Origin of the sequence: Stenotrophomonas sp. SY1, from assembly GCF_021202945.1 — a bacterium.
In the GTDB taxonomy this organism is placed as follows: domain Bacteria; phylum Pseudomonadota; class Gammaproteobacteria; order Xanthomonadales; family Xanthomonadaceae; genus Stenotrophomonas.
Window position 1 is genome coordinate 14095 of sequence record NZ_JAJOYR010000002.1, and the last position, 16531, is coordinate 30625.

A 16531-nucleotide genomic window follows, 5' to 3' on the forward strand; every position below is an offset into this window, starting at 1 on the left:
ATCAGTCAACGTCGCCTGCGCCCTGCACGGGCGGCGCCTGCGGCGGGGCCAGCTTCTGCTTTTCCAGATCGGCGCGGACCACGCTGTCGATGCGGCGCAGGATCGAGGCTGCCATTTCCCGGCGCAGTTCATCGGCCAGGATCTCGCGCTCGGTGGTGGTGCCGGTGGCGTCTTCGGGCGGCGAGACGTAATCGCGTGACAGTTCGACCGCCTGCTCCGGCACCAGCGCGCTGCCATCTGGCTTGAGGAAGGAGAACACCACGGCGTAGCGCAGGCTGTACTCCTGCGCGCGGCCCTGGCCGTCGATGGCGATCGGCAGGTCGCCCCAGCGCTCGGAGCGGATCTGCAGGCGCGCAAGCGCCGGATCGTCCTTGCCCTGGCCCGGAGTGCCATCCTCGCCGACGACAGTGGCGCCGGAGGAGCGCAGGCCCCGGTTGAGCAGCTTCACCAGCTCGCTGTAACGCACTGTCGATTCCACTTTCACCGCCGGCATGTCCGCAGGCAGGGCGAGCTTGTTGCGCAGATGGAAGCCACAGCCGGTCAGGCCGGCAGCGAGGATCAAGGCGATCAGGTATCGGGTCATTGGCACAGTCTGGCGGAGCCGGCCGGGAGCGGCAATAGAAAACGGCTCGGCATCATCGCGCATCGGATGTGAGCGGGGATGAAACCGTGCGTTGTCGGCGACGCATGCGATCGCTGGAACCTTGCGTTGCCTAGCGACTGGCGCTGGAGCTGCAAGGCAAGAACAGGAGCGCCCTCATCCGCCCTCCGGGCACCTTCTCCCGCTTGCGGGAGAAGGGAAAGCTCAGTCCGCTTGCGGGAGAAGGGGAAGCTCGTTCCGCTTGCGGGAGAAGGGAAAGCTCAGTCCGCTTGCGGAAGAAGGGAAAAGCTCGGCCCGCTCGCGGGAGAAGGGGGAGCTCGGCCTGCTCGCCCGGAAAGGGACGGCGCGGCCCGCTTGTTGGAGAACGGGAAAGCCCAGTCCGCTTGCGAGGGATGGGAACAACACTGCCCGCTTGCCGTAGTAGCGACAGCACGGCCACTGGCGGAGATGGGACGCTGCGATTCTAGTGCGGGCCACGAAAAACCCACGGTCGGCTTGCGTGGGAATTGCAGGCGCCAAACAAAAAAGCACGCCCCGCGAGCGGGGCGTGCCTTGGTTCCTACCATCCGGAGGCGTTACGCCGCCACGATGTTGACGATTTTGCCCGGGACGATGATGACCTTGCGGATGGTCAGGCCGTCCAGGAACTTGGCCGTGTTCGGCTCGTCCTTGGCAGTGGCTTCAATCAGCTCGCGCGAAGCATCGGCGGCCACGTCGATCGTGCCACGCAGCTTGCCGTTGACCTGCACGGCCAGGGTCAGGGCGTCCTTCACCAATGCGGCAGCGTCGGCCTGCGGGAACGGCTGGTCTTCCAGCAGCGTCTCGCCATTGCCCAGCAGCTGCCACATGGCGTGACAGGCGTGTGGGGTGATCGGATTCAGCAGCAGCACCGTGGCCTGCAACGCCTCCTGGCGCACCGCACGGCCCTGCTCGCTGGCATCGTCGAACTTGGCCAGTGCGTTGAGCAGCTCCATCACCGCGGCGATGGCGGTGTTGAAGGCGTGACGACGGCCAAAGTCATCGCTGACCTTGCCGATTGTTTCGTGGGTCTTGCGACGCACGGCCTTCTGCTCGGCGGTCAGTGCTGCCACGTCCAGTGCCGGCGCAGCACCGCCGTCGGCGTGCTTCTGCACCATCGTCCACAGGCGACGCAGGAAGCGCGCCATGCCGTCGACGCCGGCTTCGTTCCATTCCAGCGACTGTTCCGGCGGTGCGGCGAACATCGAGAACAGGCGCACGGTGTCGGCGCCGTACTTGGCCACCATCGCCTGCGGATCGACGCCGTTGTTCTTGGACTTGGACATCTTCTCGGTGCCGCCGATCACCACCGGCTGGCCGTCGCTGCGCAGCGTCGCGCCGACGATGCGGCCACGCTCGTCACGCACGGTGTCCACATCGGCCGGGTTGAACCAATCCTTGGAACCGTCGCTGTTCTGGCGGTAGAAGGTTTCGGCGATGACCATGCCCTGGCACAGCAGGTTCTGCGCCGGCTCGTTGCTTTCCACCATGCGTGCGTCACGCAGCAGCTTGTGGAAGAAACGGAAATACATCAGGTGCAGGATGGCGTGCTCGATGCCACCGATGTACTGATCCACCGGCAGCCAGTAGTTGCCGCGCTTGTCCACCGCGTCGCGGGCACCCGGCGAGGTGTAGCGCGCGTAGTACCAGCTCGACTCCATGAAGGTGTCGAAGGTGTCGGTTTCACGCTCGGCCGCGCCGCCGCAGTCCGGGCAGGTGGTCTTGCGCCATTCCAGATCAGCCTTGATCGGCGAACCGGTACCGTTGAGCTCGACGTTCTCGGGCAGGATCACCGGCAGCTGGTCTTCCGGCACCGGCACCGCGCCGCACTTGTCGCAGTAGATCACCGGGATCGGGCAGCCCCAATAACGCTGACGGCTCACGCCCCAGTCGCGCAGGCGGTAATTGATGCGGCGCTGGCCCTGGCCCTTGCGCTCGAAGCGCTCGGCCAGTGCCTCGAAGGCACCCTGGAAATCCAGGCCGTCGAACTCGGCCGAATTGACTAGCTCGGTCTCGCGGCTCTTGTCGGTGTACCAGTCCTGCCAACGGTTGGCGTCGTAAGTGCGCTCGTCGTCGTTCTTCGGGTTCTTCAGCGCGATGACCTGCTTCTTGGGCAGGTTGTACTTGGTGGCGAACTCGAAATCGCGCTGGTCGTGGCCGGGAACGGCCATCACCGCGCCGGTGCCGTAGCCCATCAGCACGAAGTTGGCGACCCAGATCGGCACCTGCTCGCCACTGACCGGATGGACGGCCTTCAGGCCGGTGTCCATGCCGCGCTTTTCCTGGGTTTCCAGTTCAGCCTCGGACACACCGCCCTGCTTCAATTCAGCCAGCAGCGCGGCCAGCGCCGGGTTGCTCTTGGCTGCGTGCAGGGCCAGCGGGTGTTCACCAGCAATGGAGACAAAGCTCACGCCCATCACCGTGTCCGGGCGGGTGGTGAACACGCGCAGCGGGTCCAGCGCGGCGCCATCCACGTCACGCACGTCGAACTGGATTTCCAGGCCTTCGGAGCGGCCGATCCAGTTGCGCTGCATGGTCTTGACCGAATCCGGCCAGCCCGGCAGTTCGTCCAGGCCGTCCAGCAGTTCCTGGGCGTAGTCGGTGATGCGCAGGAACCACTGCGGGATCTCACGCTTCTCGACCAATGCGCCGGAGCGCCAGCCGCGGCCGTCGATGACCTGCTCGTTGGCCAATACGGTGTTGTCCACCGGGTCCCAGTTCACCACCGAATTGCGGCGGTAAGCCAGGCCCTTGCGCATCAGCCGGGTGAACATGCGCTGTTCATGCACGTAGTACTCAGGCGTGCAGGTGGCGAACTCGCGCGACCAGTCGATCGCATAGCCCATCGCCTTGAACTGGCCACGCATGTGGTCGATGTTGGCGTAGGTCCACTTGGCCGGCGCGGTCCTGTTCTTGATCGCGGCGTTTTCGGCGGGCAGGCCGAACGCATCCCAGCCCATCGGCTGCAGCACGTTGTGGCCGGTCATGCGCTTGTAGCGGCTGATGACGTCGCCGATGGTGTAGTTGCGCACGTGGCCCATGTGCAGCGCACCGGACGGGTACGGAAGCATCGACAGGCAGTAGTACTTGGGCTTGTCCGAGGTCTCGGTGACCTCGAAGGCGCGCGTGTCCTCCCAGAATTTCTGGGCGGCGGATTCAACCTGCTGGGGATCGTACATAGTGGGTTCGACGCTGGACATGGCAACGCTGGGCAACGGCAAAGCCGCAAAGGGTACCGCAGTGCATCATGGCACTCCAATCGGACCCCCCTGCCCGGTCAGCGGAAAACCGCAGGTAGTTGATCTGATGGGAGTTTCGGGAACTCACCGAATTCCCGAAATACCGCAGAACACTGGCACTTCAGCCGATTCCCCGCGCCTGCGGCTCAGCCGCGCGGTGGCGCCAGCCGCCATGCTCCCAGCAACCAGACCAGCCAACCGAGGAAGGCCAGGCGCTGCGCCATCGCCGCCGGCATCGCGATCTCGAACAGGAACGCGCTGCACACGCTCCACAGCGCGCAGGCTACCGCCAGGGTTGCCAAGGGCCGCCATGCAGCTGCCTTGGCCGCGCCAAGGCGCAGCGCAACGGCGCCGGCGGTGAAGGCCACCAGCCACAACAGCCAGGCGCTGGCGTGGAACTGGCTGGCCTGGTTCTCAATGTCCTCCACGTCCAGCGGCAGGCCGCCCATCGCCACGAAGGCAACCGCCGCCAGCAGCAGCATCTGCCCGGCAATGCGCAACGTGCGCGGAGCGTTGGCGGGCATGCGCAGGATCAGGTCCAACGCCGCCGCACCGGCCAGCAGGCCAGGCAACACGAAGCCCAGTGCACTGAACAGCTCACCATCGGGCACGCCACGCGCGCCAAGCAGTGACACCGGATGGCGCAACTGGTCATAGCCCTCCAGCCGTGTGCCAAACACCACCACGGCTGCAATCCAGATGACCGCCGCCAAGGGACCGGTCCAGGCCAACATCTTCATTTTCGACACCGCACACCTTTGCGTTTCTGGCCGACGCTGACATGCCCCGGCTAACCGGCGTCATTGTGACCGGCGTGATGCGCGGGTGCACTGCCTGGCGGTGGAGCCCGCGTTACCGCTCCCCCGCCCTCCCCTTCGCCTGCGACGAAAGGGAGGGACTGGATGCCGTGACCCATCAGGAAAGGAGGCGTCGCCCCTCACTGGCACTGCCATTCGCCTGCGGCGAACGGGAGGGGCTGGATGCTGCGACCCGCCCGGGGAAGGAGGCGGCGGGTGTTTCGGCCTGCGGCGAAAGGGAGGGAGCGGAGCGGCCATTGCGGCGTCAGGGAGGCGCGTTGCGTTCGCCCCGCTCCCTCTCTTTCGCCGCAGGAGCCAGCGTGAGGGAACAGCAGTCCGTCAGAATCCTTACCCGCCGATGCCGGAAATCTCCACGCGCCGGTTCGGGGCCAGGCAGCTGATCAGGGCAGTGCCACTGGACCCACTGCAATCCACCAACGGCTCGGTGTTGCCACGTCCTTCGGCACGGATGGCGTTGGCTGGCACGCCCTGCTGGACCAGGTATTCGCGCACCGCGTCGGCACGTCGTTGCGACAGTGTCCGGTTGTAGGCATCACTGCCGATGCGGTCGGTATAGCCGATGACCACCAGATTCACGTCGTTCACCCTCGGCCCGAGGCCGCTCACCACCTCGGCAAGCCTGGCCCTGCCACCTTCGGCCAAGGTGGCGCTGTCGAAGGCGAACAAGGCATCGGCGGAAATGCGCAGCGGTGCCGCAGCTGCCGGGGGCGCTGGCGGCGCCGGTGCCGGCGGCGGCTCCAGCAATGCCGCGCAGCTTTCCGGCTTCCAGGCCTGGCCACTGGAGCTACCGTCCGCGTTGAACCGCACCTGGAACTGGCATTGGATGGGCGCCGCGCCGACGCTGCGTCGGAAGTTGAACAGGTAATTCCACTCGCGCACGCCCCACAGGCCTTCATTGAAGTGCGGCGTGCCCAACAACGTCTGCAACTGGTCCTTGTTCATGCCCGGCGCGTATTGGCGCAGGTTGTCCAGGTTCACGTAGGTGCCGCCGGCCGGATAGGCCCGGGCCGGATCGGGGAGGGTGTCTTCGCGCACCTGCCCCTTGCTGCTGCATGCGGTAAGTGTCGCCAGCAAGGCCAGCACAAGCCATTTCTTGTCCATGATTACCCCCGTGCGCGTTGGCGCAGCCATCAGGTGCCGGCGCGGCGCGCCGGCACGTTGTCTGTCATCACCACTGGAAGCCGGCACCGACGGTCACGCCGCCGTCGCCGCGGGTATTGGCCGAGCCGCTGAGCTTGTAGATCCAGCGGCCGCCGTCGGTCACACCGGACACGCCCACCGCCATGCTCGATTCGCCGTGGAAGGTGCTGGCCGCGACCGATGCCATGCGCTTGCCGGCTTCAGACGGTTGCGGCAGGCCCGCCATGGCCATCGCCGAGGCGATACCGGCCGAGGCGCGGTCGTCCACCCGCTTGATGTCGCGACCGATGTCATTGAAACGTTGATCGGTGTAGTTCTTCGACCAGTCCATCGCCTCCCCCAGGCCTTTGTTGAGTTGTGCAACGTTGACTGCATCGGTCGGCGCCACGCCGGTGGCTACGTTGTGGATCACGGTGCTGGTGCCGGGCTTGCCCATCGTCACGCTGGCGTAGTTGGTGGTGCCGTCGGTGTTCTGGTCGTAGCGCACCGTGCCCTGTTGCGAGGCCTGCAACTGGCGCAGGTTGACCGCATCGGTGGCTTCGGCACCGTCTGCCACGTTGGTGATCTGACGTTCGGCCCCTGCCGCGCCCACCGAGACGGTATTGGCGCGACTGGCCACCGACCCGGCGCCCAACGCAACGCTGCCGTTGGCCGACGCCGTGGCGCCATCACCGATGGCCACGGCCTGGGTGCCACTGGCAGTGGCAGCAGGGCCGGCGGCGAGGCTGTCCTGCCCGGTTGCCGACGCCGCCGCCTTGGTCGACTTGACCGCGAAGTAGGCATTGCCGGCGCCACCGTTCTGGATGTTGTCGATGCGCTTGTTGACGTTGACGATGGAACCATCCATCGCCTCCAGCGCATCGGTGACATTGCCGAAGGTCTGCTGGGTGCTGGCACCGGCACTGTTGATCGAGGTGACGTTGAAGCTGGCCGCGGACCATTGCCCGGTACTGCTGTTGAACTGCATGGTGCCGCCAATCGCCGAAGCCACCGCGTCATTGGTGGCTGCCAGCTGGCCACCGTTGATGGCATCCAGGCTGCCGCTGGCGACGCTGCCGTTGGCGACGTTGCGCACCGCCACCGGCGCGCCGCTGCCGTCACCGGTCAGCCGTACTTCGTTGGTGGCGTTGCCCGCGCCATCGGCGGTGTACAGCACCGCCAGCGGATCACTGCCGCCCGGGCCAGTGCGTGGCAGCTTGCTGAGGTTCAACAGCGATTCGCTGATCGATGAGAACGCGCCGCCGATATCGGCGTAGCCCAGCAGCGATGCCTGACCCTGCGCGTTGATGTTGTTGATCTGGTAGCTCGGCGCGCCGAACACGCCACCGCTGAAGCTCGCGCCGCCACCCAGGATGGTGGTCAACGAGCTGCCCATGCCGAACAACTGCCCGCCATTGATCGCATCGCTGCTGCCGGCAGCCACCGCACCGGCGGCCAGGTTGGTGATCACGGTGCCGGACGGCGCGTTGCCACTGCCCAGCGTTACCCGCGTGTAGTCGACCACTCCGGCAGCGTCTTCGTCATAGACCACCGCGGCCAGGCCGAGGTCGTCGATCTGGTCCAGCGCACCGCGCAGTTGCTTGACGTTGACCGCATCGGTGTCCTGGCTGCCGGCAGCGACGTGGGTGATCTGCCGCTCACGTCCAGCCGAGCCCACCGCAACCTCGCCGATGGAGGTTTGGGCGGCGGTCAAGCCGAACGCGGTGTAGTTGTCCTGGCCGCCACGTTCGGCGTTGGATTTGAAACCCAACGCCACACTGTTGGCCTTGTCCGAAGTGGCGCCGGCACCGAGCAGGGTCTGCGCATTGGCGGTGCCCTTGGCGCTGTCACCGACCACCACAGAGTGGCCCTGGCGCGCATCGTAGTCGGCGGTGGGAACGCCGGTGGGATTGTTGGGGTCGTTCGGCCCGGCACCGGGGAAGGCGACGCTGGCATCCTGCTGGGCCAGGCGGTGCTCGGCGTTGGAACCGATCACCACTTCCTTCGAGCCGTTGGCATAGGCGCCCTCGCCGATCAGCACCTGGTAGTCCTGCGCGGCGTTCACCGACCAGCACTCCACGCTCACCAGACCCAGCACGTTGGCGCAGGTGCTTGCCCAGGCCGGCGCATCTTCCGGCAGCACCAGACCCAGCAGGCCATTGGGATCGCCGTTGTTGATGTTGTAGATGTAGCTGTCGGAGGTGACGCCACCGATCAGGGTCAGGTGCGAGTTGGAGCCGGTGGCCAGGTTGCCTGCACCGTCCAGCAGCTGGCCTACCGGGGTCAGGTTGACCAGCGGAACGCCCAGCAGGTTGGTCACCGCGTAGCCCTGGGCGATGTTGGCGTTGCTCAATGCCAGGTTGCCGTCGGTCAGATAGCCGTTGCCGCCCAGCACCGACCCCAGCGTCGGGCCAACCAACTGGTCCACGCTGCCGACCAGCCCGCCGGTGCCGACAATCAGGCCGCTGGCGTTGGTCTTCGGCGGAGGTGCCAGCGTCGGCGCTACGGGAGGCGCGGTGCCGGTGAGCTGGCCGACCGTATTGGACAGCCCGCCGGTGACCGCGCCGGTCAATCCGCCCAGCAGGTCGGTCACGCCTTTTACGCCGGAGTTGGACCCGGTAAGGCCACCGAGCGTGTTGCCGGTGCTGTCGAGCAGGGTGCTGGCGGTGTTGTCCACCGTGCCCAGCAGGTTCTGCACGGTGCCGGTGACATTCCCCTCGGCCAGTGCGCCGGTCGTGTCCTTCAGCCCGCCGGCCAATGCGCCCACCGTGTCGCTGATGCCATTGCCCAGCGTGTTCGAGCCGGTGACACCCTTGACCACACCACCGAGCAAGTCGCCGACGCCATCCAGCACCGGCGTCACACCATTGACCAGGCCATCGACCAATCCACCCAGACCAGTGCCCTTGGCGACGCCACCGGTCAGTTCTTCCACCGCCTTGACGGTGCCGGTCACCGTGCTGGCCACCGGGTTGCTTCCGTCCTGCGCGCCCGGCAGCAGCACGCCACCCAGGCCGAGTACGCCATCGCCGGTGTGCTGGCTGACCGATGCGACAGTGGTGGTCAGATGCGAAGTCAGTGTTTCCACGGCGGCGCCGGGCTTGCCGGTGAGCACTTCACCGGTCAGTTCCTTCACCGCCCCTGCGGTGGATGCCAGCGTGTCATGCAGGGCATTGCCGCCCTCCTCCTTGCCCGGCGACAACACATTGCCCAATCCCAGCAGGCCCTCACCGGTCTGCCCGCCGACCGAGGTCAAGGTGTTGTCCACGTGCGAAACCAGCGTCTGCACCGCTGCCTGCGGCTTGCCGGCAAGCACCTCGCCGGTGAGTTCCTTGACTGCGCCTGCGGTGGAAGCCAGCGTGCCGTGCAACGGGTTGCCGCCTTCTTCCTTGCCCGGCAGCAGCACGTTGCCCAGACCCAGCAGATCAGGTGTGCCGTGCGGCAGCGCTGCAACGACTGCGGTCACCTTCGCAGTGGCAGCCGCCGGCTTTGCCGTCAACAGGGCATCAGCCGCCACTGACAGCCCTGCCGCCGGCATCGACGTCGGGGTTTGCCGAACGCCGGCCTTCACTGCGACCTGCGCACGTACTGCCGGTACGGGCGTGGACTGGCGCGGCTTGACCGCCGCTGCAACGGCAACATCCAGCTGGGCGACGGCCGGCAGTTTCACCGACACACCCAGCGATGCCTTGGCATCGACCGGCGGCAATGCGCTGGCAACGATCTGCTGCGCGTCGGTGCTGCTGTACTTGGCCACCAGGTCCTGCAGGTCGGCCAGCCTGGCGTCGGTAGCCGCCGCTGGCCCGGCCATCGCCAGCGCAATGGCGCCACAGATGCCTGCCAGGGCCCAGTTGTAGGCCTGCGACAATTTCGCCGGCCCAGTGCGTTTGCCGTGCGCGCTTGCCAGCTCCGAACCCACCACGAACGCATTGAGGGTGTGGTTCCAGACCAGTCGGTAGATGCGGTTCATCAGGAGCCTCCGTTTCGATCCATCCGGGCGCGGACGAGTCTTGGTTTCGTGAGGCCAGTACACCGCGTGCCACGACGCGCAATTACCCGCATCCGGCACATCCATAGGACGAATTGGCAAAGCGTTACCCGTTACCGGCAAGCCGATGCACGTATTCGGCAATCGTGGATTTCCTTTGACGTGCCCGTCACGCAGCTGCGGCGGAGGGGCGATCGGACTTCCGCATTCGCTCGGCATTTCCGCAAACGCGCCGCTTTCAATCGACGGATGTCGGGGCATCAATCGCGCTCTTACGTTCTCTGTTCTGCTGCATCAGAGGCGAACGCAAAAACAGAAGCGTCTGCTTCGCGGCAATGGCAAAGGAGAAACGGAAGGCTTAGGGATGAAAGAAACGAAACCTCAAGCCGGCGTGTAGGTGCCGCGCATCAGGGTTTCGCTGGGCAGCTCGCCGAACACCCGGCGGTAGTTGTCGGCAAAGCGCGACAGATCCCACAGTCCGCAACTGAGTGCGATGGACTTGACCGACTTGCGCCCGGCATCGGCATTGGAAAGCCCGCGACACGCCTCGCACAGCCGTAGCATCGACAGATAACGCACGGGCGAAATACCGACCAGTTCTTCGAACGCGTAACGCAGCGCCCGTTCGCTGACCCCGGCGGCATCGCACAGTTCCTGCATGTAGATATGGCGACGCAGATTGGCGTACATCAAGTCTTCGGCACGGCGGAAGATCAGGTAGCGCTGACGCCGACTGCGGTTGCACGACACCCGCTCCACCGGGCCATTGGAGATCAGCTCCTTCACATGCGCATCGAGCATGGCGTTGATCTCGTCGCTGGTGACCTCGCCCTGGGTGATGCGCTCATGCAGCCCCTGGTAGTACGCCTGCAACGGAATGTGCGGCCGACCACTGACCAGCGGCATGCCCGGCGCCTCCTCGCCCAGCCCGCCCAGGCGCTGTGCCGCGGCCCGCTCCTGGAATCGCTTCAGTGGCACCAGCACGAAGGTCACGCGGCTACCGGCACCCAGTGCGAACTCGGTAACGCCTTCAGGCATCACCGAGACGACATTGCCGGAGGTCAGTGGCACCCCGTGGCACCAGCTGCTTTCGGCATCCACCGACTGCAGCCAGCCCAGCAGGCACCAATCCAGCGGCAGCACGAAGCGCCCGCGCGTGCGTGCGCCCATTTCGAAGGTGCACAGCAGTGCCTGGTCATGCACGAACGAGGAGATCGCAGCAGTCGGCGGCTGGTCGTCGAGCAGCACCAGCTCGACATGGCATACCCGCAGGGTGCTCCCCAGCGACGCCAGATCGAAGGACCGCAAACCACGACCGTCAGCAACCGCATCCATGTGAAACGCCTTTGCGGCACCCGGACGGGTGCCACTTCAGAAGCCAGACTTGCCATCGCAGGCCGTCATCGCCACCTGCAATCCCCTGACGCACATGCTGAAAACAACGGCGGAAAACCTGAATTCGTACAACTGGGCTACATCGCCAACGGTTCCGATACTGACAAATAAACGATGAGTTCTCTGTAAGAGCGGATGTGTGAAATAGAGACTTACATCACGGAAATGAAAAACAGTTGGTTATTGCCGAATTTGCGCATCCGGCTTCACACCCTTGTTGCAATGATGCTCCCGGGCATGCCACGCATGCCGACAGGGGAGGCGGAAGCATCGGCGGGGAAAAGCCGGTAGTTCGGCTATGCAAACCGCCATCGGCACGCCTGTCGGTGCAGGGCAACCCAATGACCTTATCGGGCAGCAATGCCCTACTTTGCCCGGCTGTTTGTCGGTGCAACACCGACAACCGGGTCATCAGGGAGAACGCAATGAACGCTCAGATCCGGAAGTTCTTCAAAGAAGAAGATGGCGTCACCGCACTGGAGTACGGGCTGCTGGCGGCGGTCATTGCCGGCATCATCATTCTCTTCGCGCGCGATGGCCTCACCGAAGTCTTCAACGCCGTGCTGACCAAGATCAAAGCCGTGGTCAGTGGCACCGGCGGTGGCAGCACCACGCCTCCTGCAGGCTGAGCCATCAGGCAAGCGCCATGAGCCTGCTCACCCTCACCGCTCTGCTGCTCGGCCTGCATGTGGCCATCAGCGACATGACCGCACGTCGCGTCAGCAATCGCGCATTGTTGACGGTGCTGGGTGTGGTGGCCCTCGCGCAGATGATTTCCCTGGCAGAGGGGGCAGCACCCTCCCCGTCCATCGGCCAATGCCTGCTGGGTGGCGTGATCGGGCTGCTGGTGTTGTTGCCCTTCCATGCCATCGGCTGGATGGGAGCCGGTGACGTGAAGTTGTTCTCGACCATCGGCTTCCTGCTGGGCACCAAGGCATTGCTGCCCATCTGGGTATTTGCCAGCCTTGCTGCCGGAGGCCACGCGCTCCTCGTCGTCGCGTGGCCTTTGGTGGCCGGTTCTCTGACTGCAATCACCGGCCCGCTGTCAGCCCGTCCGGCTCCGGCCTGGCTGCACCACTGGCAACGCGATCTGCGTGTGGCACGGCAGGGACGCAGTGGCATTCCTTACGCTGCCTACCTGGGCCTGGCGATGATCGGTTACACATTGATCGGAGGCGGCCATGTCTGAGCGTCGCTACCACCAACGACGCCACACACGCGGCGTGGTGACCATCGAATTCGCGTTCCTGCTGATGTTTGGGGTGCTGCCGTTGCTGCTGGTCACCTTCACCGGGGTGATGATCTTCGCCGCCCAGCAGTCGCTGGCGCTGGCGGCCGGCGAAGGCGCGCGCGCTGCGCTGCGCTACGGCGACATCACCGAGCGCCGCAGCAATGCCTGCCAGGCAGCCGCGCGCTCGATGCAATGGCTGCTCAATTTCTCGCGGACCACGCCGGCCTGCGGCGTGGCCGATGCGCCACCGGTGGTGGTGTCGCAGTCCTATGCCTGCACCTCCGATGCCAGCGTGCAGTGCATCCGGGTCACCGCCTCCTACAACTACGACGCCCATCCGTTCCTGCCCGGCACCGGTCGCCTGCTGAGCTGGAGCCTGGGTCAATCACTGAGCAGCACCGCAGTCGTGCAACTGGACCTGGGCACCCGCTGACCCATCGAACCGCGCAACAGGGAGCTTCACGATGCCAAAGGCAATACGCATAGCCGCCATCCTGTTGCTGGTACTGGCCGGAATACTGGCCGTACTGGCCGTTGGCATCGCGCGCCGTTCCGCGCCGGCCGCCGATGCGCCGGTCGCTGCCGCCACAACAGCCAAGGTCCCGGCACGCGTGGTGGTGGTCGCCACCCGCGCGCTGATTGCCGGGCAACCCATTGCCGCTGCCGACCTGTCCACCACCGAACTTCCCGTGGCCCCCAACGAAGGCTTTGCCAGCATCGACGAGGTTGCCGGACGGGTGCCTGGCAGGGACATCGCTGCCGGCGCGATGCTCGCGCCGAGCCAACTGCTGCAGGGCATCGCGGCCACCGTCAAACCCGGCGAGCGCGCGGTATCGGTGCCGGTGGACGAGCTGGCCGGCGTCAGCAACCGGGTCACGCCCGGCGACTACGTGGATGTATTCGTGAGCCTGCAAAGCCCCACCGATGACAGCAACCAGAATGCCAATCCGCAGGCACGGCTGCTGTTGTCACGTCTGCGCGTGCTTGGTTACGGCGCCGATGATGTCGGCCGGCAACAGGCCGCCAGCACTGAAGGCAGCACCGGCCAGCCCGAACCCGGCAGCCGCGCTGAGACCATCGCCTCACGCAATGCCAGCGGTTCCAGCAGTGACCAGGCCAACGCTCCCGCGCGCAGCGCGATCCTCGCGGTGCCGGTGGAAGATGCCGGGCAACTGCTGCTGGCCGCACACAATGGCCGGCTGTTCCTGGCGCTACGCAACCCTGGTGACACCGCACTGGCCGACGCCTCGCTGTTCGCCGCACCGGCGCCGGTACTGGCGCTGCGCGGGAACCTGGATGCGGCCGATGCCGATGCCGCCAGCCGTCCTGAAAACCAGGCCTTTGCCGGCATCAGCCTGGCCGCACTGGCCGGCGATGACACACGCAAGCCCACCGCAGTCCCGGCGCAGGCGCAAGCACCAAGGGCGCGCGGCAACCGCCCGGTCAACCGCAACAACATCGAAATCATCCGTGGGACGACACCGTCCAATCGCCTGTCTTCGCCATGACCGGAGGCCCGCTCTTGTTCCAGCGTTCGCACACATCCACTTCCCTGCTCGCCGCGCTGCTGCTGTCTGGCGCGGGCGTGATGCCGCTGCTGCTTGCCCCGCCCGCACATGCCGAAGCACCGGCCAACATGGTGCTGCTGGAGCTCAACGAACAGCGTCCCTGGAACCTGCCCAGCGGGGTGGAACGCATCGCAATTGCCGACCCGTCCATCGCCGACATCACCCGCCTGGGCCGCAACAACGAGGCCCTGCTGGTCGGCAAGTCGGCCGGCAGCACCACGTTGCTGTTGTGGCTGCGCAACCAGGCCGCGCCGTCGCGGGTGCGGGTCGAAGTACGCAACGCCATCCAGGGCGGTCTGCTGGATGGTGGCGGCAGCCAAGTCACCGTGCAGGGGACGCAGGCGCTGCTGTCCGGCAGCTCGGCATCGCTGCTGGAACACGAGGCCAGCCGCAAGGCAGCGGCCTCATCGGTAGGTGACAAGGGCCTGATTGCCGACGCCTCCACCATCGCCAACAGCGGCGTGGTGCAGGTGGAAGTGAAGGTGGTGGAATTCAACAAGACGGTGATGAAGCAGATCGGCATCAACTTCACCAACACCAATGGCGGCTTCAGTTACGGCATCGCCTCGCCGGCCGGTGGTGGCGACGGCGGCGCACTGTCCTCGGCATTCAAGCTGGTGGCCAAATCCCTGCCCGGCCAATGGGACGCCAACATCGACCTGCTGCAAAGCAACGGCATGGCGCGGGTGCTGGCCGAGCCGACGCTGGTGGCGCTGTCCGGGCAGAGCGCCAGCTTTCTGGCCGGCGGTGAGCTGCCCATTCTCGAACCGCAGGGCCTTGGCACCACCACGGTGACCTTCAAACCATTCGGCATCGGCCTGACCGTCACCCCGACAGTGCTCTCGGCCGACCGTATTTCGCTGAAGGTGGCGCCGGAAGCCAGCGACCTGGATTACAGCCGCGGCATCGTCCTGGACGGCACCCAGATCCCGGCCATCTCCACCCGCCGCGCCGACACCACGGTGGAACTCGGCGATGGCGAGAGCTTCGTCATTGGCGGGTTGGTCAGCAGCCAGCTGTCCTCGGTGGTCAACAAGATTCCGTTGCTGGGCGACATCCCGGTGATCGGCTCGTTCTTCCGCAACCTCAACTACAAGCGCGAGGACAAGGAACTGGTGATCGTGGTGACACCGCGGCTGGTCAAGCCGCTGGCTCGCGGCACCGACATTCCGCTGCCTGGGCAGCGCGAATCACAACCCAAACTGCCGGTCTGGGGCTCGTGGCTGCTGGCGCCTGCCGGCCCCGACCAGCTCCCCGGTTTCTCACGCTGAAGCCCGCCCCCATGTCCCCGGTGATGCCGTTGCCCCTGACCCCAAGCACGAACGCATTGCAGCTGGTGCTGTACGCGCCGGACAACCGGCATATCGCGCGGCTGGGCACGATGTTGTCCGGGCACGCGGAAATCCGCTGGGTGGACAGCCGCGAGATCAGCGCCCGGCAACTGCTCGAAGGCACGCCCGATGATGCGGTGGTGCTGCTGGACTATTGCGGCGGCAACGCGGCCTATTCCACCGACATCGCGCGCCAGCTGAGCAGCCAGCAGCCCGGCACCTCGTTGATCGGCGTCGGCACCACCGGCCCGGAACAGGCCAACCACCTGCTGGCGGCGGTCCGCTCCGGGGTGCGTGACTTCATCGATATCGACAACACCACCACGCAGATGCTGGAAGTGTTCGAGCGTGTCGGCAGCACGCCCACGCCAACCCGCAACATGGCCATGCCCGCACCGGAAACCAAACCCAGCGGCCGGCTGGTGCTGCTGCTGGGCGTGCGCCCCGGCGTGGGCACCAGCACGCTGGCCACGCATCTGGGTGCGATGCTCGCCGAGCAGGACCCGCCGGTCCCCGAGAACGGCCAACTGCACAGCTGGCTGCTGCTGCTCGACCTGGGCCAGCCCTCGGCCGATGCCGCGCTTTACCTGGGCATGGAAAGCCACTTCAACTACGAACAGGCCCTGCACAGCGTCGAGCGCCTTGACCGCACCTTCGCTGGTACGGCGTTCGCCCACCATGCCAGCGGCCTGGCCCTGCTCGGCAACGCCAGCGGCACGCTGTTGAAGAAGCACGAGCCCGGTGCACTGCTCGACCGCCTGCGCAGCGTGTTCGCGCTGACCCTGTGCGATGCCGGCGGCTTGCCGATCCAGCTGCTGCCCGACGCACTACTGCGCAGTGCCACCGAAATCTGGCTGGTCGCCGACCAGGCCATCGGCTCGCTGGTGTCACTGGACCAGACCGTTCGCGAGCTGGACCAGCGCGGCCAACGCGATGCGCGGCTGAAACTGATCGTCAACCACTACGACGCCAATGGCGGCTTGGCCGATACGCAGATCGCGCAGCGTTTCCAGCTGCCGCTGTTGGCCACCATCCCGGATCGCTCGCGCGTACTGCGTTCCAACGCAGGGCTGGGCCGGCTGCTGACCGAAGCCGCACCGCGCGACCCTTACCTCAAGGCGCTTGCGCCACTGCAGCACCTGCTCGACCGGCGCCAAGGCGCCACCGCCGCGCCGGCACCGGCGTCTCCCTTGGCCCGCCTCGCCAACCTGCTCGGTAAATAA

The 16531-nt window shown here is 66.1% G+C and carries 12 protein-coding genes; 6 read left to right on the forward strand and 6 right to left on the reverse strand.

Going from position 1 to position 16531, the window contains the following annotated elements; genetic code table 11:
- Position 1 precedes the first annotated feature (1 nt).
- The 6 genes from lptE to LR961_RS11640 form a co-directional block, all read right to left on the reverse strand.
- Positions 2–583, reverse strand: a complete 582-nt coding sequence (gene lptE, locus LR961_RS11615) for an LPS assembly lipoprotein LptE (protein WP_232149365.1) — start codon at positions 581–583, stop codon at positions 2–4.
- A gap of 593 nt (positions 584–1176) precedes the next feature.
- On the reverse strand, positions 1177–3819 hold the full coding sequence (gene leuS, locus LR961_RS11620) for a leucine--tRNA ligase (RefSeq protein ID WP_232149366.1): 2643 nt from the start codon (positions 3817–3819) through the stop codon (positions 1177–1179).
- Between the two features lie 185 nt (positions 3820–4004).
- Positions 4005–4598, reverse strand: a complete 594-nt coding sequence (locus LR961_RS11625; protein WP_232149367.1) for a DUF998 domain-containing protein — start codon at positions 4596–4598, stop codon at positions 4005–4007.
- 405 nt (positions 4599–5003) lie between these two features.
- Entirely contained in the window at positions 5004–5777 is a 774-nt protein-coding gene (locus LR961_RS11630) for an OmpA family protein (protein ID WP_232149368.1), read from the reverse strand.
- Between the two features lie 67 nt (positions 5778–5844).
- On the reverse strand, positions 5845–9765 hold the full coding sequence (locus LR961_RS11635) for a YadA-like family protein (protein ID WP_232149369.1): 3921 nt from the start codon (positions 9763–9765) through the stop codon (positions 5845–5847).
- 399 nt (positions 9766–10164) lie between these two features.
- Positions 10165–11118 carry a helix-turn-helix domain-containing protein gene (locus LR961_RS11640; RefSeq protein WP_232149370.1) on the reverse strand — a complete coding sequence of 318 codons (954 nt, stop codon included), beginning with the start codon at positions 11116–11118 and terminating at the stop codon, positions 10165–10167.
- A 485-nt stretch (positions 11119–11603) separates the two neighbouring features.
- On the opposite strand from LR961_RS11640, the gene LR961_RS11645 reads away from it, so the two are divergent.
- From LR961_RS11645 to LR961_RS11670, 6 genes are all read left to right on the forward strand, one after another.
- Complete coding sequence (locus tag LR961_RS11645) at positions 11604–11807, forward strand: Flp family type IVb pilin (protein ID WP_232149375.1); 204 nt, start codon at positions 11604–11606, stop codon at positions 11805–11807.
- Between the two features lie 17 nt (positions 11808–11824).
- Positions 11825–12367, forward strand: a complete 543-nt coding sequence (locus LR961_RS11650; RefSeq protein ID WP_232149378.1) for a prepilin peptidase — start codon at positions 11825–11827, stop codon at positions 12365–12367.
- Positions 12360–12842, forward strand: coding sequence for a pilus assembly protein (locus LR961_RS11655; RefSeq protein WP_232149380.1), 483 nt, complete (start codon positions 12360–12362; stop codon positions 12840–12842). The genes LR961_RS11650 and LR961_RS11655 overlap by 8 nt, the downstream gene beginning before the upstream one ends.
- Before the next feature lie 31 nt (positions 12843–12873).
- Complete coding sequence (cpaB, locus tag LR961_RS11660) at positions 12874–13917, forward strand: Flp pilus assembly protein CpaB (protein ID WP_232149381.1); 1044 nt, start codon at positions 12874–12876, stop codon at positions 13915–13917.
- A gap of 80 nt (positions 13918–13997) precedes the next feature.
- Positions 13998–15248, forward strand: coding sequence for a type II and III secretion system protein family protein (locus tag LR961_RS11665; protein WP_232151135.1), 1251 nt, complete (start codon positions 13998–14000; stop codon positions 15246–15248).
- Between the two features lie 29 nt (positions 15249–15277).
- Positions 15278–16531 carry a fimbrial protein gene (locus LR961_RS11670; RefSeq protein ID WP_232149383.1) on the forward strand — a complete coding sequence of 418 codons (1254 nt, stop codon included), beginning with the start codon at positions 15278–15280 and terminating at the stop codon, positions 16529–16531.